Origin of the sequence: Lacrimispora struthionigena (genome assembly GCF_048627165.1) — a bacterium.
Taxonomy (GTDB): domain Bacteria; phylum Bacillota; class Clostridia; order Lachnospirales; family Lachnospiraceae; genus Lacrimispora.
This window is the reverse complement of the sequence record NZ_JBMBWP010000002.1, coordinates 825,610-847,155: the sequence shown is the minus strand read 5'-3', so window position 1 is coordinate 847,155 and position 21,546 is coordinate 825,610. Positions and strand designations below refer to the sequence as shown.

Genomic DNA, 21,546 nt, shown 5'->3' with positions numbered 1-21,546 from the left:
CAGAGATAGACGTAAACTCTTGTAACTGATGCAAAGTACATTCGCACGGTTGCAGGATTGATACGTCTTGTTTCTGTGCGGTTCATAGTTTATAGCAGAACCGTAATTGTTTCAGCATTCGCTGATCTTTTGCGGTTCTTTTTTTATTCTTTTATAGAAAATGAAAAAATGGAGGTCAGATATGAAGGAAGAAATTTGTAAATGGATTGCAAAAAAACTGGTAAATGTAAGTGAACAGGATGTGATAACGGTTATGGAAATTCCTCCGGACGGACGATATGGGGGATTTCGCACTTCCATGTTTTTCTTTTGCAAAAGTATTGCATAAGAATCCTGCCGGAATTGCACAAGAACTGAACGCTTCTTTGAAGGAAGTACAGGAAGAACTGGGAATTGAAAAATCAGAGGCGGTGAATGGGTATTTGAATATCTTTATGAAACGTGATAAATACGTGGAGTACTGGATTAAAAAAATCAATAGTCCTGATTTTGGGCTTAAAAAGACTGGAACAGGTAAAACCATCTGTATGGATTATTCTTCCCCTAATATTGCAAAAAATTTTCATGTGGGACATTTACGTACTACAGTCATTGGCAATTCCCTGTACCACATCTATGAAAAACTGGGATTTCATGTTGTACGCATCAATCATTTGGGCGATTGGGGTACCCAGTTTGGAAAGCTGATTGTGGCATATAAAAAATGGAGTGGTGAAGACGCCGTAAAAGAAAAGGGAATAGAGGAATTACTTAGGATTTATGTAAAATTTAATACAGAGGCAGAAAAAGATCCTGAATTGCTTTGCCAGGCTAGAAACTGGTTTGTAAAGATGGAGCAAAACGATGAGGAGGCCATTGAGATATGGAACTGGTTTAAGGAGATTAGTTTAAAGGAATATTCCCGTGTGTACGATCTGCTGGGGATCACCTTTGATTCTTATGCCGGCGAAAGCTTTTATCGGGATAAAGTACCTGCTTTAGTAGAAGAACTGAAAAGCAAAGGGTTGTTAAAGAAGAGCCAGGGAGCAGATATTGTTGATTTGTCAGAATATGATATGCCGCCATGTCTTATCACCAAAAGCGATGGCAGTTCCATCTATCATTCCAGGGATATAGCTGCAGTTTTATATCGGAAGGAAACGTATCACTTTGATCGTTGTATCTATGTAACAGGATTGGAGCAGAGTTTACATTTTAAACAGGTATTTAAAGCAATTGAAGTAATGGGATACAACTGGGCGGATACTCTGATTCATGTTCCTTATGGCTTAGTAAGCCTGGAAGGAGCGAAATTGTCTACCCGCAGCGGCAATATAATTTATGCAGAGGATATCCTAAATGAATCTATTGAACGTGCATTTCAAGCAATTCAGGATAAAAATCCGGATTTAAAAGAGAAAGAACAGACGGCTGAAAAAATAGGAATTGGCGCAGTTATTTTTCATGATTTGTTTAATCAGAGAATTAAAAACGTGGATTTTTGCTGGGAAGCTGTATTAAGCTTTGATGGAACTACCGGCCCTTACGTTCAGTATACCTATGCACGTGCCAAAAGCATAATGAGAAAGAATAGTAAGGAAGCTGATTATGAAAACATTGATTTTCATGCATTGACGGAAGATATGGGGTACGCACTGATCAAAGCGCTTTCCGGTTATGAGGAAGCCGTAAAGAAGGCGGCTGAGCGCTATGAACCTTCTGTTATTGCGAGGTTTTTAGTAACTGTCGCTGTAGCATTTAATAAGTTTTATCACGAATGCCCAATTTTACAGGCGGAAGAGAGCACAAAGCAGGCAAGGATTGTTCTGACAGATCTGGCTCAAAAGGTCATTTTGGATGCCTGCGGTCTGCTTGGTATGGCATGTCCCGAAGAAATGTAAGAATATAGGGGCAGAACTCAAATTACGTGGTATAATCAGGAAAAAGAGCATATACAAATATAGGAAGTCCGATGGAAGGAAAATTATAAGGTGACGACAATGAGGGAATCGCATGTCCGGTATAAAGTGGAAGCGTGGGACAGCTTACAGCATCTGTTTCAGATTAAAGAGATAAATGATCATACCTTACATTTCCTTGCATCATTTGATGGTAAATTAGATATGATCCGGCTGCAAAAATCGGTTGATCTGTCAGCAGAAGCGTACCCTTTGCTCAAATGTGGTTTTAATGAGGGCAAAGAACGTCCATATTGGGAGTATTGCAGCAATACCACCACTGAAATGCTGACTTTGATTGAAACAGAAGACGTTGAGACGGCCGTGAATCAGTTCCTTGTTTCAGAAATTATTACACCAACAGGACCTCAGATAAAGCTGAAGGTGATCCGAGATACAAACGCGGATACCCTTATCATAATAATGAACCACATGCTGTGTGATGCGGCAGGATTTAAAGACTATCTGTATCTGCTAAGCAGCATTTACAACAAAATCAGGGAAAATGCAGATTATCATCCATCTGCATTGGGAAGCAGAAGATTATCACAGATCACTGTTAGGTTTTCATGGAAAGACAAAATAAAAATTTTATTGAGTAAGAACGACATGTCCACTCATGATCCCGCCAAGTTAAAACTGGAGGGAGATTTAAGCACCCCCTTTATTGAAATCAGAAGCATCCCTGAAGAAGTCTTTCTAAGCCTGAAAGAATATGCCAGGAAGCATGTTGCTACCATAAATGATATGATACTTACAGCATATATCCACACTCTATATGAAACATTTGGTTATGTATTTGCAATACCCAGTACGGTTGACTTAAGAAAATATTTACCTGATCATAAAGCAGAAAGTATTTGTAATCTCTGTACCAATCTTACCTGCGACATCGGGTCTGATATAGGAACATCTTTTGAAGATACTCTTTTAAAAGTCAGAGATAGTATGAAAAAAGAAAAATCCAGTATCGCCTGTATAAAAAGTATGCTGGTGATGGAAAAAGTATATGATGTATTGCCCTATAAGCTGGCAGAAAGCATTGTAAATAAAAGCTTTGATAATGCGTTGATTGCCTTTACAAATATTGGAATCATTGATAAATCACAGTTTTATTTTGATGAGCTGCAGATTACAAAAGCTTATATGACCGGCTCCATTAAATACAGCCCCTATTTTCAGCTTGCGGTATCTACGTTTGATAATAATCCTGTTCTGAGTGTCAATCTTTTTGGTTCCCAGGCTGACCGGGATATGATATCTTCTTTTCTTGATAAGGTTGTTCTGAAATTGAATGGTAACTATAATTAATTAATGCAATGGGAAAAGGAAACATATGGACTACGAAAAACAAAAACGATTTATAGTGAACCTGATTTACTGTGGATTGATTATTTTGTTAGTGACCATTACCATCCGATATGCATTGGGGCTGGTTTCTCCATTTTTAGCAGCATTTTTAATCGCTTATATCTTAAAAATACCGGCAAAATGGATTGCTGGGAAAACAAAGCTTCCTTATAAGCTGATTGCCATGGTTTTGGTTCTGGTATTTTACAGCACGGCAGGTATCCTGATCGCTCTGGTTGGAATTAAGCTGGTTTCGGTCACAGTAGATATGGTTATGGCATTGCCGTCCATCTATACGAACCAGATGGAACCTGCTCTTGGTTACCTTTTTAAAGGGATTGAGCATACGGTTTCCCGTATGGATGTTGCTCTTGTAAAAACTCTTAATGACTTGTTTGCCCAGTTTGTTCAGTCTGTGGGCGAACTTGTTACCAGCTTATCTGTCCGGATTGTGGAGACACTTACCGGATACGCCTCCCTGCTGCCTGGAATACTTGTCAAAATCCTGCTGATGATTATTTCAACCTTCTTTATTGCAGGAGATTACGATCTTATGGTTGAATTTATGGCCCGCCAGTTATCTGATAAGGCAGTCGGATTGTTGTTGCAAATAAAGGAATATGTGGTAGATATCCTGTTTGTATATATCAGATCCTACGCCCTTATTATGACTATTACATTTGTGGAGTTGTCCGTTGGGCTTACCATCATCGGTGTGTCAAATGCAATATTAATTGCTATCGCTATCTCTGTTTTTGATATTCTTCCAGTGCTTGGAACCGGCGGGATTATGCTTCCATGGATGGTGATCGAAGCTATTCAGGGAAATGGTCCGTTAGCCCTGGGGCTGCTCCTGGTGTATCTGTTTATTACAGTGATCCGTAACATTCTGGAACCTAAGATTGTGGGCAGTCAAATTGGTTTGCACCCAATTGTTGACCTGGTAAGCATGTTCGTAGGTGCGCAGCTTTTTGGTATTGTAGGAATGATCAGCTTTCCTGTATTTTTTTCTCTGCTTTGCCATTTAAATGATACTAATACAATTAAGTTGTACAAATAAAAGACAGGAAAAAGCGTATGGCAGCATACGTTTTTTTCCTGTCTTTTATTTATTACGAAAATATTTTACGAAAATGGTCATATTTTAGAAATTTATGTTGAAACATTTCCGTTGCCGACATACAATAATAAGCAAAACATCTGAGGGGAACACTTATGGACAAATTTGGCACATTGTATGAAAAATGGAGAAAGTCATTTATTCAGATAGCTTTTTTTATTACTTTTGTAAATCTGGTAATAGAAATCGTTATGTCGTATCTACTTATGATAAAGTATCCAGGAATGATAAAACTGGATTCTGTACCATACCTGCTGCTGTATATTGTATTGCCCTCTTCCCTGAACTTTGCCATATGTATATTTGGCAAATTAAAAGTAGAATCCGATCATATTTCGGAACAGTCTAAAAACTATATTTCTGTTTTGACGCTTACTGGAATTTGCTTTGTCATGTCCAGTGTGCATAATGTTTACGCAGTTCTTTCCTGCAGTCTTTGTTTCCCTGTTTACATAACCATCATGTTTTCGGATAAAAAAATGACAAGAAATATTACGATCATATCTTTTTTCCTCATATGCATCAGTACTTATTTCGGCTCTATCGACGGCAGAGCAGATGATAAACTGCTATATGTTGATTTATTCATCACCCTGGATCTGCTAATAAGCTCTTATTTTATAGCAAGATATCTCTTCCGGCTGGAATATGAAAAAAACATGCTGATAAAAGAAAGTTTTATCAAACAGTCCCAGCTTGAGGAACAGTTAAAATATGATCCGTTGACAAATTTATATAACATGAGTACTTTTTTCAATCTCTTATCTATGGCAATCGAAAAAGAACAATTTCCACTGGCAGTGGCAGTGATTGATATTGATAATTTCAAAAGGGTCAATGACACCTGGGGGCATGACAATGGAAATATAGTACTGATTTATTTATCCCAGCTTCTTCGGTCTCACTGCTCGGCCATGGGACAGGTATGCCGCTATGGCGGAGAGGAATTTTCTATTATTTTTCCAAATAAATCATCGAATGAGGCCAAGCTTTTAGTGGAGGATATACAGCGTATATTCGAAACCCATCAGTTTGAGTTTTTTGAACATGGAAGCATTACGTTTAGCTGTGGCATTGCAGAGACATCTCAGCGCGAATGCCAGCCCAGAGATTTATTTCATATCGCTGACCAGGCAATGTATCAGGCCAAGTCTACCGGTAAGAACAAAACAGTTATTTATGGAGATGGTATGTAAAAAAATAATTTCAGTTTACATTTTCAACTTATTTCACTTTCTATAGAGCGAATGCATTCAAGCAGAAAATGAAGGAGGAGTATTTATGTTGAAAATGAAAAGAGTGTTGGCCTTTGTACTCAGTGTTATGCTGGTATTATCCATGATGCTGGAAATACCGGCATTGGCAGCAAATTCAATGACAGTAGACTGTGCCAATGTACTCAGAGAAGTAACTCATTGTGCCAATGGCTCTCTGTATGGGATGACAGAGAGTATTCCAGCAGATGTAAATGGTCTTGTAGCACCATTAAATCCCTATGTTTTACGAAATCCCGCCAGAGGCGGAAACGGGAACCAGCATCCCTTTGGAGATGCAATTCTGGTTTCCCAGAAGCTTTCATCTGTGCCCAGCGCCAGAGTATCCATTGATCTGGCAGACATGCTTCCGGGCTGGCCTTACCAGTGGCCGGGAATGACCAGCTGGCTCAATCAGGTGAAATCATTTATTAAGGATAAGAAAGCATCTGGCCGCAATAATTATTATGGTTATGAAATCTGGAATGAGCCGGGAGGAACCTGGAATTCGTCTAACGGCAGTTTTAACGACATGTGGAAGCAGACCTATGATGTAATCCGTGCCAATGATCCAGGCGCCAAAATTATAGGCCCCTGCGAGAGTTATTACAACAATACCCGCATGAAAGAGTTCCTGACCTACTGTAAAGCAAATAATTGTATTCCGGATATTATGAGCTGGCATGAACTGTCTGGTGGACCGAAGACAATTGCACCCAATATCAGAACATACCGGGCATTAGAGTCTTCCCTTGGTATCGCGCCGCTGCCAATCAGCATTAATGAATACTGCGATCCGGATCATAATCTGGAAGGTCAGCCGGGTTCTTCTGCCCGTTTTATCGCAAAATTCGAGCGTCATAAGATTGAAAGTGCCTGTATTACCTGGTGGTTTGTACCCACTCCCGGAAGACTTGGCAGTCTTCTTGCGACCAATACGGAAAAAGGAGCGGGCTGGTATTTTTATAAATGGTACGGGGATATGACCGGAAACATTGTTTCTGTTACGCCCCCAAATGATGACAGCGATCTGGTGGATGGAGCAGCCTGCGTTGATTCTAATGGAAAATACGTAAGCTTTATTTTTGGAGGTCCTAATGACGGAACCGTTAATACAACCTTTAAAAACATTCCTTCCTTTATCGGTTCCACTGCATCTGTAAAAGTAGAGAAGATCGACTGGGTGAGCAAAGATACTGTATCCAGAGGACCGGTGGTTGTGTCTACAACCAATTATCCGGTAGTAAACGGGCAGATTTCCGTTACTGTATCTGGCTGTAACAATAGCTCGGGTTATCGGATCTTTATTACTCCTGGCACTGGAGCCAATACTGGAATAGTTTCCGGTGAGACTTATAAACTGGTCAACAGGGGCAGCGGGAAAGCCCTGGATGTGACCAACGGATCAACCGCTGACGGAGCAGATGTGATTCAGTGGGGTTATAGCGGTCAGAGTAATCAGAAATGGCTTATAACCAATACAGGAAATGGATATAAGCTGAGCAATGCTAAGAGCAGTAAAGTACTGGACGTTTATAAGAGTTCTACTGCAGACGGAGCAGACGTGATCCAGTGGACGGATAACGGGCAGAATAACCAGAGATGGAATTTAATCGATCTGGGAAATGGCTATTACAATGTTGTAAATATTAACAGCGGAAAGCTTCTGGATGTGGAGAAGGGCTCTGTAGATGATGGTGGAAATGTAATTCAGTGGAGCAGCAACAACGGGTATAATCAGCAGTGGCAGATTACAGCTCCATAAGAGACAAATTTAATAAGCACCCTGTTCCAGATGATGGCAGGGTGCTCATTTCTTATGGCGTTCCTATTTAATTATTGATGGCATAAATTCTAAATCCCTGATCATGAAACTTATCAAACCATATTTCACCATCTCCAAGCATTACTCCCATACTATTGCTAAAAAGATATTTCGTATAGCTGTCTGATAACTTGTTTTTAAAATCGGATGTAATAATATCGTTATAGTGTTGAATAAATTCCTCAGAAGATTGAATGCTTATCTTCTTATTATTTATGGTTACGTTGATTGGATAATTAATGAGATCTGCAAACTCCTGTCTTTTATCTTCCATAATGTTTAACTTTATTTGTCTTGCAAAATTTTCAACGTCTGCTGCATCTGCATCAACCAGGGGATAACGTCCCTCCAGGGGGCTGCCAACTGAATGAGACAGGGTTAAATGGAATTCAGTTTCTGATTGATCCTTAGTATTTTTAAATGTTCCTGTCAATCGGTCGCCGTTTGACGTATCTGGGCTTAAAGTCCCTTCAAACGTGATACTGCCATCCTCGCTGGTCAATACAAAAGAGGAAGTATCCTTATTCAGTGTACCAAGTAATTTGGTTTCAGGATCTTTTTCATTCGCTGTAAACAAAGAAGCTGTTAATTCACTGCCGCTTCTATAGATTGCCATCCCAATATTGCGTTCGCCAACCGCTCCGTCAAATACGCTTGTAGTCTGGTCACTAATGATATCTTGAATCTTTGACGCATCGCCAGTGGTTTCTTCGGTAGAATTTACAGGTGTTCCAGTAGTGGATACAGGAGCAGTAGAAACCTCTTCTTGTTTCGTTGTTGTGCTGACAGATTCTTCTGCAGGTACAGTATGATTATTGGAAGTTATAAATTTTGTTGTTACGACGTAACTGGCGCAAATAAGACATAAAACCAACAAAGGTACAATAATAAACATCTTTTTATATGATTTCAAATTTAGATTCCTGCTTTCATTTTTATTCTATAGGAATTGTACCATATAAAAGGCTGTAAATACAGATTTTTTATAAAGGCTTAAGTTACAGTTGTTAGTTTCCCTGTGAAATGATAGAATGTTACATGCGGTACTAAAACTATGTGACTGCACCGTATGAATGAAATGAGAGGAACAATAATGATTCATAACAATTTCAGCAGTTTTTCTTTGAGCGACGATATTCAAAAGGCACTTTGCGTTTTGGATTATAAAATACCCACAGAAGTTCAGGAACGTGTGATTCCACAGGCATTAGAAAAAAAAGACCTTATTGTGAAAGCAAAGACAGGCAGCGGGAAAACCGCTGCCTATGCAATTCCCATCTGTGAGATGATTGACTGGCTGGAAAATAAACCCCAGGCACTGATTCTCACACCTACCAGGGAGCTGGCGGTTCAGGTGAAGGAGGATTTTACTAATATTGGCAGGTTTAAACGAATAAAGGCAGCAGCAATTTATGGCGGTCACCCAATTTCCATTGAAAAGACAGAATTAAAGCAGAAGACCCACGTGGCAGTGGGAACTCCCGGCCGGGTGATGGATCACATCAGAAAAGGGACTCTGCCATTAAGCCAGATCAGCTGTCTGGTCATCGATGAGGCTGACCGGATGTTAGATATGGGATTCATCGATCAGGTGGAAGAAATTATAAATGAACTGCCTAAAGACAGAGTGACCATGCTGTTTTCAGCCACAATGCCTCAGAAGATAAAAGAGTTATCACTAAGTGAGCACAAGGTGCCGGTTCAGATCGATATTCACGAGGACAGTAACGGGGCAGCAGATATCGATCATTCTCTTTTTCTGACGTCTGAGGAAGAAAAGTTTGAACTGCTTACGGATATTACAATTATGGAAAATCCGGATAGCTGTATCATCTTTTGCAGCACAAAAGACCGGGTAGATCTTGTATGGGAACGGCTAAAACAGATGAATTACCACCCCCAGAAGCTTCACGGCGGCATGGAACAGGCAGACCGGATCTCTGCAATAAAGCGGTTTAAAAGAGGGCAGTACCGGTATCTGGTGGCTACGGATGTTGCAGCCAGGGGGATTGATGTGGATGACATCTCCCTTGTAATTAACTATGATATTCCTTTGGAAGCAGAAACCTATGTTCACCGGACAGGGAGAACAGGCCGGGCTGGGCGGAAAGGAAACGCGGTTTCGCTGGCGACTTCCTCACAGGCGCGTTTCGTACGGCAGATTGAAGAATTCATCGGATTTCCCATTCGGCAGCGGGCAGGATATGAAAAAGCAGAGGTATCCCAGGCAAGGCTTAATTTTGATAAAAAATTAAAAGCAGCTCCTGAGATAAAACAGTTAAAAAGCGATCAGTTAAACAAAGGCATTATGAAACTGAGGTTTAATGGTGGGAAGAAAAAGAAATTAAGGGCAACCAACTTCGTAGGAGTACTGTCCAATTTAGAAAACATGTCGGCGGAAGATATCGGAATCATAACAATTCAGGATACCCTTACCTATGTGGAGATATTAAATGGAAAAGGCCCTATGGTGCTGGAAATTATGAGTCACACCCCGATCAATGGGAAACAATTAAAGGTAACAAAAGCATTGGATAAATATTAGCAGCGTGTTATAGTAAAGCTAAAATATAAAATCAAACACAAAAGGGGTTCCTATGGAAAATATTGATATATTGAAGAGATTAAGATATGCACTGGATATCAAGGATAGTGATATGGTGGAAATTTTCAAACTGGGCGGAGTAGTTCTTACAAAAACCAATGTACAGGATATGCTGAAAGCCAATGAGGGCAGTGATGGGAATAATCAGATATGTAATTATCGTATGCTGGAATCATTTTTAAATGGCTTCATTATCTTTAAACGGGGAGCAAAGGAAGAAAAGCCAGGGGAATCCGGGGATAATAAGAATTTCATGATCAATGATTATAGAAATGTAAACAATATTTTTCTGAAGAAGGTTAAAATAGCTCTGGCTTTGACCGGCGATGATATGCTTGCAATTTTTAAAGCCGGGGGAGCAGAACTGTCAAACGGAGAATTAAGCGCTCTGTTAAGGAGAGAAGGCCAACGCAATTATAAGGTTTGTGGGGACCGTTATGTCAGAGTTTTCTTAAAGGGTCTTGCAGAACGCTCCAGGAAGTAATAATAGAAGGTAAAATGCCATGGTGACATTAAAGGAAATAGCAAAAAGATGTGGCGTATCCGTATCCACGGTATCCAACATTTTAAATGGGATACCAAAAGTAAGTGAGGATACAAGGCAGAGAGTATTACAGGTGATAAAGGAAACCGGTTATCAACCCAACTATATTGCTCAGGGTCTGCGAAAGAAAAAGACCAAATTAATTGGGATCATTGCCGAAGATATCTCGCTTTTTTCTGCTCCTATTATCATTGAAAGCATCATGTCTTATTGTGAAACTAAAAATTACAGAACAATTATGGTGAATCTTCGTCTGTATGCCAGATGGAATGAACAATGGTATCAGGATGAAGAGGAATATTATTCTGTCTTAAATCCAGCGATTCAGGAGCTTTTGTCGATTAAAGTGGATGGGATTATTTATGTACCGGGGCACGCTAGAAATATGCGATGTTTTGATGACGATTTTAGTATTCCGGTAGTCATGACCTACGGGTATCCCCATACGCCCCAGTTCCCTTCCGTGGTAATTGACGATGAGAAGGGTGGATATGATATGACAGATTATCTTCTGAAAATGGGCCACGAAAAGATCGGAGTGATCGGTGGAAGAAAAGATAACATCCATATGGATAAACGGCTTCTTGGATACCAGAGAGCCTTGTATGACAGAAAAATATTTTACAATCCAGATCTTGTATGCTATGGAAACTGGGACCGGGAGAGTGGTTATGAAGGAGCTGACACACTGATCAGGAAGAACGTTACAGCCATATTCTGCTTTTCGGATGTGATCGCAGGCGGAGTCTATGATTATCTGGAAGAGAATGGACTGGAAGCACCGGAGGATGTATCCGTGGTTGGATTTGATGATCAGGTGATAGCCGAATATTTCCGCCCTTCGCTGACCACGGCGGCCCTTCCCTTAAAAGAGATTGGGAAAAAGGCGGCGGAGTTATTAATCCGGACATTAGACAAAGAAGAGGGAGAGGTAGAGCAGCAGATGAATCAGATAGCGCTGCCATGTACTATGGTTCTCCGAAAATCAGTAAAAAAATTAATATAAGAGATCAACAGCAGCACAGATAAAAAGCAGATGCCATGACACTCAGACGGCATCTGCTTTTTTGGTTTAATGTAAAACGTTTTATACATAAATAAAAAAGAAAAAACATAGTAATTAAGTATAATTATATGAATTAATAGTTGTTTAAAACATACAAATGATACAAAATAAAAACAATATTAGTTGACTATATACATAGGTTGGAATATAATTTTATTCAATAGGTAAAACGTTTTACAAAGGGGGATACAAATCCTTAACATGTTAAGAAACTGTAAGAACAGGAAAGGATGATTTCATGAGAATGTTTAATGACAGGAAGAAAGCAAGGGCATTCAGAGAGTTTATGTACGTGTTACCGTTTCTTATTTTAGTTGCTGTGTTTTCGTATTATCCGTTATATGGCTGGATCTATGCATTTTTTGATTATAAGCCGCCATTTCCTCTTAGTATGAAACAGTTTGTGGGCTTCAAATGGTTTACGTCTCTTTTAACCAATGACGTTAAGCTAAAACAGCTGCTGGCTGTTTTAAGAAACACCTTTGCCATCAGCGGACTCAGCCTTTTGTTTTCCTGGTTCCCCATGATTTTTGCAGTCTTTCTCAATGAAATTAAATGGAAGCCATTTAAAGTATTTGTCCAGACTGCGACGACATTGCCCAATTTCATCAGCTGGGTTCTGGTGTATTCCATTGCATACTGCGTATTTAGCAGTACCGGTGTTATAAACAGCCTGCTGTTGAATCTGGGAATATTAGAGACGCCCCAGCTGTTTCTCCAGTCTGCAAATCATATCTGGTTTAAAATGTGGCTGTGGCTTACCTGGAAAAACGCAGGGTGGGCAGCGATTATGTACATTGCAGCCATATCCGGAATCGATGAACAGCTGAAGGAAGCTGCCAGAGTAGATGGAGCCAGCAGAATGCAGGTGATCTGGCATATCACAATCCCTGGTTTAATTCCCACATTTTTTGTGCTTGTGATGCTTAATCTCGCTAATTTTCTGACAAATGGATTGGAACAGTACTTCGTTTTTCAAAATGCCTTTAATAAAGATTACATTCAGGTATTGGATTTGTATGTTTACAATATTGCGATGGGAAGCGGGGGTTATTCCCTGTCAACTGCCATCAGCATGTTTAAAAGTATTGTAAGTGTATTGCTGCTGTGTGCGACAAACCAGATTTCCAAGATGGTAAGAGGGGAAGGGTTTGTTTAATGAAGCAGAAAGGGGAAGAAATGAGAGAAATCGTTAAAAAGCATAAAAGAAAACGAAGTTTAGAAGATTATGTGATTGATACCATTACCTGTATTGTCTATTTATTTTTTACATTTATATGCGTTTATCCCTTTTACTACATATTCATTAATACCATCAGTGCCAATAATTTAAGCGAAAGAGGGAAGGTACTTTTCTGGCCCATTGGAATTCATTTTAACAATTATATTTCTGTTCTTAAGATTCCCGGTTTGTTTTCGGCTCTTAAGATTTCCGTTGCCAGGACGGTGATTGGGACAATTGTCACCGTATTTATCGCAGCTTTTCTGGGATATATGTTTACAAAGGAATCCATGTGGAAAAGGAAATTCTGGTATCGCTTTGTGGTAGCAACCATGTATTTTAATGCAGGTATTATCCCCTGGTATATTACGATGCGGAATCTTCACTTAACCAATAATTTCTGGGGTTATATTCTGCCGCTTGCAGTATCACCCTTTTACATTGTCTTATGCAAGACCTTTGTGGAATCCATACCCGGGGAATTGCAGGATGCGGCGGAGATAGACGGGGCTGGCACACTTAAAATATTCTTCCAGATTATTACCCCATTAATAAAACCCATTCTTGCAACCGTGGCAATCTTTACCGCAGTTAACCAATGGAATGCATTTCAGGATACACTGCTTCTGGTAACGGATAAACGCCTGTATACGCTTCAGTTTACCCTTTACCAGTACATTAATCAGGCAAGTTCTTTGAAGTCACTTGCCAATAGTAATGCTTCCTCGGCACAGATGGCGGCAAGCCTGGCTCACTCCCAGACTTCAACCTCCATTCGTATGACCGTTACAATTGTAGTAGTGGCACCGATTATATTAATTTATCCAATTTTCCAGAAATTTTTTGTAAAAGGAATTATGATCGGAGCTGTAAAAGGATAATAACAATGCAAATAAAAGAAGGGAGCAGTGTATGAGAGTAAAAAAGAGGGCGTTTCAGGTGCTGTCAGCAGCTATGGCGGCAGTTATGGTGGCAGGATGTGCGGGGCAGACAGCAACGGAGGCAACAAAAACAGCAGCGGGGAACTATGATGAACCAATGACATTTGATTTTTATGATGTTGCTGCAAATTATCAGGGAACCCAGGCTGGGTGGTTTGCAAAGGTAGTAAAGGATAAGTTTAACATCGAACTGAATATGATATCGCCTCAGGTGGCCGGTAACGGAATTTACCAGACCCGCTGCAGTACGGGAAATTTAGGTGATATTGTTGTGCTGGAACGCACGGATTTTACAGACTGTGTAAAAGCAGGATTAATTAAAGATATCTCGGCAGATATCAAAAATTATCCTGATTTAATGACATATAACGATCAGATTACTGTATTAAATAAGGCTCTGCCGGAAAATAAAGATGGTAAAATTTATGGAATTCCATGCCAGATGACCAATACATCCCCCACTTCCTATTCTCAGGATGTAATTAAATCAAGCCCCCTTTTAAGATGGGATCTTTACTCAGAACTGGGGCGCCCGGATATAAAGAATACGGATGATCTCTTAGATATCCTGGAAAAGATGATGAAGGCTCACCCCACCAACAGTGCCGGAGATCCGGCCTATCCCCTGTCTTTGTGGAAAGACTGGGATGGCGGAGACGGGATGCTGGGAATCGCCAATGTTGCACAGCTGACAACCTGGTATGGAGAAATAATAAAAGGCTCCAATATTTTAAAACCAGATAATACATTTATCCCTGTAAACAGCAAAGATGGTGCCTATTATAAAATGCTTCATTTCTTAAATGACGCGAACAGAAGAGGTATCGTAGATCCTGATTCCGGTACCCAGGACTGGAATACGGCCTGCGATAAGATGAAGACCGGAAGAGTTTATCTCATGTGGTATAACTGGCAGGTTGGATTCTGGAATACACAGGACCGGTTAAAGGATGGCACAGCATTTATTTATACACCCATTAAGGATCAGATCTATTATGCAGATGCAGATACCTATTACGGCAGCGGACGTGTTTTTGCCGTCGGTTCCCAGGTGGATGATGCCAAGTATCAGAGAATTATGGATTTCCTCAATTGGTATGCCAGTCCGGAGGGATTAAATTATCAGCACATTGGCCTGAAAGGATTTAACTATACGGTAGGCGGTGACGGAAAATATACATACATCAATGACAATGCGTTAATGGATAATGTCACCGTACCAGACGAATTCGGCGGCGGCGGATTCAACGACGGAAATAATGCAATTAATCAGTGGATGGTGGATGCCATCAGTACAAATCCGGCTACAGGAGAACCCTATAACAAAGATTACTGGAGTACCTATAAGGCAGCCACAATGACGCAGATGAAGAAAGACTGGGCAGCTAAATTCGGTGCAGCAGAACCTGTTGATTATATGAAGAAGAATAATATTCTGTTAATCAGCCCCAATGTCAGCGTATCCCTTCCAAGTGATTCGGCTGATATATCGATTATCCGCAAACAGTGCAGCGATGTATTCAGTGATTATTCCTGGAGAATGATTTATGCAAAGGATGATGGAGAGTTTGATTCCCTGTGGAGTGAGATGTGTACCCAGATGGACGGAATGGGATTCCAGGAACTGTCTAAGTTTGACAAAGATAAGTACCAGATTGAGTTAGACGCTAAACTGGCAGTCAATAAAAAATAAAGACTCATGAAAGAGGAGAAATTATGGATATTACGTCAATACTTCCGGAGGGCAATAGCTTCGCGTTCTGGGAGCAGGAACAAAGATATGAGCAGGAGCTGCATGTCGACTGCAATCAGGCTGGGGAGTCGGGGGAACGTGACGGAAGTATCCAGAAACCCTTTCTGACCATAAATGAAGCGGCATCTGTTGCGGTTCCGGGAACCAGGGTATGGATTCATGGCGGTGTGTACAGAGAATGTGTACACCCTGCCATGGGCGGAACCGGGCCGGATCAGATGATCTGCTACGAGGCGTGGCAGAAGGAACCGGTATGGATTAAAGCTTCTGTGGAGGTAAGGGATTTTACCCGGAGCCAGGGCTGGAGACTAAACCATTTTTCCACGGATGCATTAGCGGAAGGGATTGCCATCTGGGAGTTAAAACTGAATCCCGAGGATTTTAAGGGATACAATCCGTTCTGTGCAGTAAATATTCTTCATGACAGACTGTTTCTGGAATATGATAAAACCGATATGACCACGTATTTAAACAGGCGGGGAATGGTATTTTGTGACGGAAAGCCTCTGTTACAGGTGCAGCTTTATGGCCAGCTGGGAACACAGGAGAATGGGTATTGGGTGGAGGCCAATGGCCAGACTGTTCATTTCCGGTTAAGTGGTGACCAGGATCCGGGTAAACATCTGATAGAGATCACATGCCGGGAGCAGTGTTTTGCACCAGAGATTCCATTTTTATCCTATATAAAGGTGAAGGGAATTACCTGTGCACATGCAGCTGGCGGTGCGCCGGTTCCCCAGAGAGGTTCGATCTCCTGTTTCAGAGGGCATCACTGGATCATTGAAGACTGCGAAGTGGACTGGGCTAATGGTGTGGGAATTGACATGGGAAATGAATGCTGGCATCACTGTGTGCCAGAAGATCAGATCATCGGAAACACCATCATACGCCGCTGCAGGATTAAAGATGCAGGCGTATGCGGCATTGCCGGATTATTTGCCCAGAATCTTCTGATCGAAGACAATGTGATTGAAGGAACAGGATGGCAGAAGATGGAGCTGTCCTGGGAAGCCGGAGGCATGAAAATACATAATTGTACCAACAGTCTGATCAGAAGAAACATTTTCACCAGGACATTTCGGGCAGATCATTTGTGGCTGGACTGTAACAATGAAAACAACCGGATTACACAAAATTTATTCTTGGACGGAATTGAACAGCGGGAAGCTGTTTTTATAGAGTGCACCAGAGACGGCGTTAATTTAATTGATAATAATATATTCTGGAACGTAGAAGGCAGGTTTGATGCGGGGAAAGTCCAGGAAGAGGCTGGTTCTTCGGGATGGTATAAGATGGAAGAAGACGGAATTGTGAATGGATATGCAATTTACGCCGAGGGAACGGATCATTTATACATTGCCAACAATTTAATCGGGAAATGCCGGAGTGCCGGATATTTTGCCAAGGCAGTTGCCTTTCGCATGCATGGCAATCTCAGGGGAGGTACGTCAAGAGACGCTCATTTCATAAATAACATCTTTTATGAATGCGGAGAAGCAGCTATAAAAATGCCCACGGAAAAGAATGAGGCGGAGGGAAATCTCTATGTTTCCATGAATGGGGGGTATTTAAGAATTCTATATCCGGCTCCTCCCTGCTGTCTTGACCTTCCTGCATGGCAGGATTTTTATGGGTTTGATAAAGAGGGGCAGGAGGGAATCTTTCAGATCGATGTGGATACGAAGCAGTATACACTTCAGTTCCATTCTGCAGATAAGTATCCATGGGATACTATGAGGGGAAGACAACGGCATCAGTACGTGATGAAAATAGAGGATGTTAAAACGGTGAAAAAAGATCCCCAGGTTTCCAGTGATTTCTTCGGAATGCTGCTGGAGGGTGATCAATGCAATCCTGGTCCCTTTGGAGATCTGGCACCTGAAAAGATCTATCACATTGATCCAAGAAAACTGTAAAGTAAGAAAGGGGGGCTATTATGATTCGTATAGCAGAGACGGAAAATGGTCTGGTAAGAGGAATTGAGGCCGCAGATCCCAGAATCACTGCATTTAAAGGAATTCCATTTGCAGCACCGCCGGTAGGAGAAAACAGATGGCGGGAGCCTAAGCCATGTGAGAACTGGGAGGGAGTCCGGGACTGTTTCCGGTTTGCGCCCATATCCATGCAGGGAGTGCCGGGGCTGAGTGATAATATCTATGACAGGGAATGGCATGTGGATCCGGAGATAGCAATGAGTGAAGACTGTCTTTATCTGAATATCTGGACCGGAGCAAAGAAAGCGGATGAGAAACTGCCTGTTCTGGTATGGTATTTTGGAGGCGGACTGCAATGTGGATATACTGCCGAGATGGAATTTGACGGAGAGCGGTTGGCCAGGAGAGGGGTCATTGTGGTTTCCGTTAATTACCGGGTGAATTTGTTTGGATTTCTGTCCCATCCGGAACTGACTGCCACACAGCCTGAGGCTCCGTCTAATTTTGGCCATCTGGATCAGCTGGAGGGATTAAAATGGGTTGTGAGAAATATAGAGGCATTTGGAGGCGATCCTAAAAATATAACCATTGCAGGGCAGTCAGCGGGGGGCGGCAGTGTAATGACCCATCTGACCACGCCAAAAAGTGAGGGTCTGTTTCAAAAAGCAATCGTGTTAAGCGGAGTTTTCTGCCGCCCATACGACCAAAATTCCGATCCATTCAGCCATATACTTGCGGATGCAGAAAAAACAGGTGAGAAATTCTTTGAATTTATCGGCGCAAAAGATCTGGCTCAGGCAAGAGCCATGGACGGAAAGCTGCTGCATGAAAAATATGAGCAGTTTGGCGGCTTTATGGGAACTGTCATAGACAAAGTGTTTTGTTTTGGTAATTCTTTTCAACGCTTTATGGAAAATAAGAGAGCCATGGTTCCCGTTATGGCGGGTAATACTTCGGATGAATTTTTTGATTCCATCCATTCAGATTCCCATGAGGAGTTAATGGATAAGATAAAGACGCTGTTTCCTGGGCGGGAAGAGGAATTTCTTCGTCTACTGGGAAGCGAAAAGAGGGATGAAGAAGGAAATTCCGGTTCCGTAAGCAGCATAGAGTTTGCCGTAAGGGGATTATTTCATAAAAATGCCCAAAGTGGCAATCCGGTTAATTGCTATTATTATACCTTTGATGCAGATATTCCAGGCTGGGATCAACCGGGGAACTTTCATTCCGTGGATTTATGGTTCTTTTTTGAAACACTTGCAAAATGCTGGAGGCCTTTTAAAGGAAAGCATTACGATCTGGCCAGATGCATGGCAAATTACTGGACGAATTTTGTTAAGACAGGCGATCCAAACGGAGATGATGCAGATGGAACACCAATGCCGGTATGGCAGCCGTTTACAAATGAAAATCCGGATGGAATTTTGTTTTCCACAGAAAAAATTGCTATGAATCAGCAGAATGAGCAGGAACTGATGAAATTTTTATTAGACAGGCTGAAGGAAAAATTCGTATAGCAACAGGTGATTGCAGAAATGGAGATAAGATGAAAAAAAATGCAGTGAATCCCTATTTGCCCTCATGGGAATATATTCCAGACGGGGAACCATATGTGTTTGGGGACAGAGTGTATGTCTATGGTTCCCATGATTTTTTTAATGGTTACGTTTTCTGCCTGGGAGATTACGTCTGCTGGTCAGCACCAGTGGATGATCTTGGAAACTGGCGGTATGAAGGCGTGATTTATCCAAAAACAAGTGATCCCATGAACAAAGAGGGAAAGATGTGTCTTTATGCGCCGGATGTGGTCATGGGATCCGACGGCAGATATTATCTTTACTACGTCCTTGACAAGGTCCCGGTGGTATCGGTTGCAGTTTGTGATACTCCGGCAGGCAGATATGAGTTTTACGGATATGTAAAGGATCACAGTGGAGGGCGTCTGGGAGAGCGGCCGGGTGACCAGCCCCAGTTCGACCCTGGAGTATTAAGAGAAGATAATAAAATCTATCTCTACTGCGGTTTCTGCGGCCCCCAGGATGACACCAGATATGGCGCTATGGTGACGGTGCTTGCAGATGATATGGTAACCATTTTAGAAGAACCTGTTGTGATTGCACCAAGTAAGCCATATAGTGCAGGTACTGGTTTTGAGGGGCATGAATTCTTTGAAGCACCTTCCATCAGGAAAAAAGGCAATACCTATTATTTTATCTATTCTTCAATAGCTATGCATGAACTTTGCTACGCTGTCAGTGACAGCCCGGTAGGTGGATTTACTTATGGTGGAGTGATTGTCAGCAATTGTGATGAGGGAATTGATACATATAAACCAGCCAGGATGCACACAGCTTTTGCAGCCAATAATCACGGAAGCATGGTAGAAATTCTGGGGAAATGGTATATTTTTTATCACAGGCATACCAATGGAACCTGGTACAGCCGCCAGGGCTGCGCAGAGCCTGTTACGATTCTGGAAGACGGAAAGATCCCCCAGGTGGAGATCACAACCAGCGGTATGGGAGGTGTTCTGCCGGGGAAAGGAACATATGGTGCCTATCTGGCGTGTAATTTATTTCAGACGGAGCAAAAATCGGAAGTTCCAATTCCGAAGATCATGCAGGATGGCAGAGATGGAGACGAAGAGCCAGGATACATTGCCAATATAACAGATGGTGTCACGGCGGGATTTAAATATTTTGAATGTGGGGATAGTAAGCGTATCACCATTACAACGAGAGGTTATGCAGCCGGGTATTTCGAAGTGAAACATGCATGGGATGGAAAAATTCTTGCCACGATACAGATAAAGTATACCAATGTGTGGGAAGACTACTCTGCTGATTTAGAACTGGAAGAAGGGAAACAGGCAATTTATCTGACTTACAGAGGAAGTGGAAATGCAAGTTTATTATCCTTCTCATTAGAGTGATTTAAATCATTAATTAAATAACAAAAATTGCTGCAGAACGATTCTTAACTGCAGCAGTTTTTTTTCTATAAAGCTGTTCATAAAAACTTTGTTAATTAGTAGGAATAACGGGTACAATAAGTGGAAAAAGAACTTAACTGATTGAAAGGAGTAGGGATGAAATCATTAATAAAAATAGCCATTGTTACCGGTTTTTTGGTATTATGTGTGGGTGCATTGGGCGGCTGCGGAAAGAACAGAGTAAAATCACCAGATGAGACAACTGCTCCCGCAAAAGTATCAGTTAGTACCGAAAACGAAATCGAAACCACAAAAGCTCCCTCCACAGCAGCCCAATCCACTGTTATCAGTGATTCTGAAAATGAAACAAAAGAATCGTTAAAGGAGCTTGGTTTCATTTACAATGGAAAAACAATTACCCTTCTGGACTTTACAGATGACCAAAAGATGGAAGCCATACTTGGAAAAGCGGAAGACACAAAAACCCATACGTATTCTTCTTCAGATGGATTAAATATGGATCAACTAACAGGTAAGACAGAGAAGCAGTACCTTTATCCAGGTCTTGTAATTAAAACCATTGATGCAGGAGAAAATAACAAGTCATATATTTATCAGATTGAAATAATCGGCTCCCAATATTCGACCGTGAGAAACGTAAAGGTGGGAGACAGCTTTGAAACGTTGAAAGAAGCTTATCCGGAAGGCAATTTAATAGGCGGTGAATTAAGCAATGAGGAAGACGATTTCCGCTTTGAGGAAGAAGATTACGCAAATGTAATGAACTTTCATATTAAGAATAAAAAAGTGGCAAGTATCCAAATCTATTCTCTCATTGATTAATTGATTGTTTTTAGAAATTGTCGTATTTCTTCATAATATTCTTTATCCGCAAGCTTTCTTGGAGCGAAGAGCGCAGTTAAAACAGTCAGAGACTCTGAATGAACCAGTGGAGCTCTCAGCATGGAATGATCGGCAGTGGGAATTGCCCAGCCGGCCTGGCTTGCACCCTTGCTCTGCAGCCATTTTCATCTGAGTGATACTGTTATTCATATCAAATATAA

Annotated in this window: 17 protein-coding genes; 16 read left to right on the top strand and 1 reads right to left on the bottom strand. The window is 41.3% G+C overall.

From position 1 onward, the window contains the following. The first annotated feature begins 181 nt into the window (after positions 1–181). From ACOAOT_RS12870 to ACOAOT_RS12845, 6 genes are all read left to right on the top strand, one after another. Positions 182–328 carry an SH3 domain-containing protein gene (locus ACOAOT_RS12870; RefSeq protein WP_420217341.1) on the top strand — a complete coding sequence of 49 codons (147 nt, stop codon included), beginning with the start codon at positions 182–184 and terminating at the stop codon, positions 326–328. Beyond that, positions 279–1,880, top strand: coding sequence for an arginine--tRNA ligase (gene argS, locus ACOAOT_RS12865; protein ID WP_420217340.1), 1,602 nt, complete (start codon positions 279–281; stop codon positions 1,878–1,880). The genes ACOAOT_RS12870 and argS overlap by 50 nt, the downstream gene beginning before the upstream one ends. A gap of 99 nt (positions 1,881–1,979) precedes the next feature. Then, the gene (locus ACOAOT_RS12860; protein ID WP_420217338.1) at positions 1,980–3,248 is read left to right on the top strand and encodes a hypothetical protein; all 1,269 of its coding nucleotides are present in this window, start codon (positions 1,980–1,982) and stop codon (positions 3,246–3,248) included. Between the two features lie 25 nt (positions 3,249–3,273). Further along, entirely contained in the window at positions 3,274–4,347 is a 1,074-nt protein-coding gene (ytvI, locus tag ACOAOT_RS12855) for a sporulation integral membrane protein YtvI (RefSeq protein ID WP_420217337.1), read from the top strand. Positions 4,348–4,502: 155 nt separating this feature from the next. Next, positions 4,503–5,603, top strand: a complete 1,101-nt coding sequence (locus ACOAOT_RS12850; protein ID WP_420217336.1) for a GGDEF domain-containing protein — start codon at positions 4,503–4,505, stop codon at positions 5,601–5,603. Between the two features lie 85 nt (positions 5,604–5,688). Further along, positions 5,689–7,425 carry an RICIN domain-containing protein gene (locus ACOAOT_RS12845; RefSeq protein ID WP_420217335.1) on the top strand — a complete coding sequence of 579 codons (1,737 nt, stop codon included), beginning with the start codon at positions 5,689–5,691 and terminating at the stop codon, positions 7,423–7,425. 67 nt (positions 7,426–7,492) lie between these two features. Here ACOAOT_RS12845 and ACOAOT_RS12840 read toward each other — a convergent pair whose 3' ends face one another. Next, positions 7,493–8,398 (bottom strand): hypothetical protein, encoded by a 906-nt coding sequence (locus ACOAOT_RS12840; RefSeq protein ID WP_420217334.1) that lies wholly within the window; start codon positions 8,396–8,398, stop codon positions 7,493–7,495. A gap of 180 nt (positions 8,399–8,578) precedes the next feature. Here ACOAOT_RS12840 and ACOAOT_RS12835 point away from each other — a divergent pair, with 180 nt between their 5' ends. From ACOAOT_RS12835 to ACOAOT_RS12790, 10 genes are all read left to right on the top strand, one after another. Then, positions 8,579–10,030, top strand: a complete 1,452-nt coding sequence (locus ACOAOT_RS12835) for a DEAD/DEAH box helicase (RefSeq protein WP_420217333.1) — start codon at positions 8,579–8,581, stop codon at positions 10,028–10,030. Between the two features lie 52 nt (positions 10,031–10,082). Then, on the top strand, positions 10,083–10,574 hold the full coding sequence (locus ACOAOT_RS12830) for a YehS family protein (protein WP_420217332.1): 492 nt from the start codon (positions 10,083–10,085) through the stop codon (positions 10,572–10,574). 19 nt (positions 10,575–10,593) lie between these two features. Next, the gene (locus tag ACOAOT_RS12825) at positions 10,594–11,640 is read left to right on the top strand and encodes a LacI family DNA-binding transcriptional regulator (protein ID WP_420217331.1); all 1,047 of its coding nucleotides are present in this window, start codon (positions 10,594–10,596) and stop codon (positions 11,638–11,640) included. A 298-nt stretch (positions 11,641–11,938) separates the two neighbouring features. Continuing rightward, entirely contained in the window at positions 11,939–12,859 is a 921-nt protein-coding gene (locus tag ACOAOT_RS12820; RefSeq protein ID WP_420217330.1) for an ABC transporter permease subunit, read from the top strand. Beyond that, positions 12,859–13,803 carry a carbohydrate ABC transporter permease gene (locus ACOAOT_RS12815; RefSeq protein ID WP_420217329.1) on the top strand — a complete coding sequence of 315 codons (945 nt, stop codon included), beginning with the start codon at positions 12,859–12,861 and terminating at the stop codon, positions 13,801–13,803. The genes ACOAOT_RS12820 and ACOAOT_RS12815 overlap by 1 nt, the downstream gene beginning before the upstream one ends. 31 nt (positions 13,804–13,834) lie before the next feature. Next, the gene (locus tag ACOAOT_RS12810; RefSeq protein WP_420217328.1) at positions 13,835–15,556 is read left to right on the top strand and encodes a type 2 periplasmic-binding domain-containing protein; all 1,722 of its coding nucleotides are present in this window, start codon (positions 13,835–13,837) and stop codon (positions 15,554–15,556) included. A 23-nt stretch (positions 15,557–15,579) separates the two neighbouring features. After that, a complete protein-coding gene (locus ACOAOT_RS12805) occupies positions 15,580–17,532 on the top strand; it encodes a right-handed parallel beta-helix repeat-containing protein (RefSeq protein ID WP_420217327.1) in 1,953 nt (650 codons plus the stop codon). A gap of 20 nt (positions 17,533–17,552) precedes the next feature. After that, positions 17,553–19,067: a carboxylesterase/lipase family protein gene (locus ACOAOT_RS12800; protein WP_420217326.1), complete on the top strand. Its 1,515-nt coding sequence runs from the start codon at positions 17,553–17,555 to the stop codon at positions 19,065–19,067. 29 nt (positions 19,068–19,096) lie between these two features. Next, on the top strand, positions 19,097–20,482 hold the full coding sequence (locus ACOAOT_RS12795; protein ID WP_420217325.1) for a family 43 glycosylhydrolase: 1,386 nt from the start codon (positions 19,097–19,099) through the stop codon (positions 20,480–20,482). A gap of 156 nt (positions 20,483–20,638) precedes the next feature. Further along, positions 20,639–21,325 carry a hypothetical protein gene (locus ACOAOT_RS12790; RefSeq protein WP_420217324.1) on the top strand — a complete coding sequence of 229 codons (687 nt, stop codon included), beginning with the start codon at positions 20,639–20,641 and terminating at the stop codon, positions 21,323–21,325. Positions 21,326–21,546: the final 221 nt, after the last annotated feature.

Coding starts and splice junctions, on each gene's coding strand:
- ACOAOT_RS12870 (WP_420217341.1), top strand. CDS start 182: ATGAAGGAAGAAATTTGTAAATGGATTGCAAAAAAACTGGTAAATGTA.
- ACOAOT_RS12815 (WP_420217329.1), top strand. CDS start 12,859: ATGAAGCAGAAAGGGGAAGAAATGAGAGAAATCGTTAAAAAGCATAAA.
- ACOAOT_RS12795 (WP_420217325.1), top strand. CDS start 19,097: ATGAAAAAAAATGCAGTGAATCCCTATTTGCCCTCATGGGAATATATT.
- ACOAOT_RS12820 (WP_420217330.1), top strand. CDS start 11,939: ATGAGAATGTTTAATGACAGGAAGAAAGCAAGGGCATTCAGAGAGTTT.
- ACOAOT_RS12850 (WP_420217336.1), top strand. CDS start 4,503: ATGGACAAATTTGGCACATTGTATGAAAAATGGAGAAAGTCATTTATT.
- ACOAOT_RS12835 (WP_420217333.1), top strand. CDS start 8,579: ATGATTCATAACAATTTCAGCAGTTTTTCTTTGAGCGACGATATTCAA.
- ACOAOT_RS12790 (WP_420217324.1), top strand. CDS start 20,639: ATGAAATCATTAATAAAAATAGCCATTGTTACCGGTTTTTTGGTATTA.
- ACOAOT_RS12830 (WP_420217332.1), top strand. CDS start 10,083: ATGGAAAATATTGATATATTGAAGAGATTAAGATATGCACTGGATATC.
- ACOAOT_RS12845 (WP_420217335.1), top strand. CDS start 5,689: ATGTTGAAAATGAAAAGAGTGTTGGCCTTTGTACTCAGTGTTATGCTG.
- ACOAOT_RS12860 (WP_420217338.1), top strand. CDS start 1,980: ATGAGGGAATCGCATGTCCGGTATAAAGTGGAAGCGTGGGACAGCTTA.
- ACOAOT_RS12825 (WP_420217331.1), top strand. CDS start 10,594: ATGGTGACATTAAAGGAAATAGCAAAAAGATGTGGCGTATCCGTATCC.
- ytvI (WP_420217337.1), top strand. CDS start 3,274: ATGGACTACGAAAAACAAAAACGATTTATAGTGAACCTGATTTACTGT.
- ACOAOT_RS12800 (WP_420217326.1), top strand. CDS start 17,553: ATGATTCGTATAGCAGAGACGGAAAATGGTCTGGTAAGAGGAATTGAG.
- ACOAOT_RS12805 (WP_420217327.1), top strand. CDS start 15,580: ATGGATATTACGTCAATACTTCCGGAGGGCAATAGCTTCGCGTTCTGG.
- ACOAOT_RS12810 (WP_420217328.1), top strand. CDS start 13,835: ATGAGAGTAAAAAAGAGGGCGTTTCAGGTGCTGTCAGCAGCTATGGCG.
- argS (WP_420217340.1), top strand. CDS start 279: ATGGGGGATTTCGCACTTCCATGTTTTTCTTTTGCAAAAGTATTGCAT.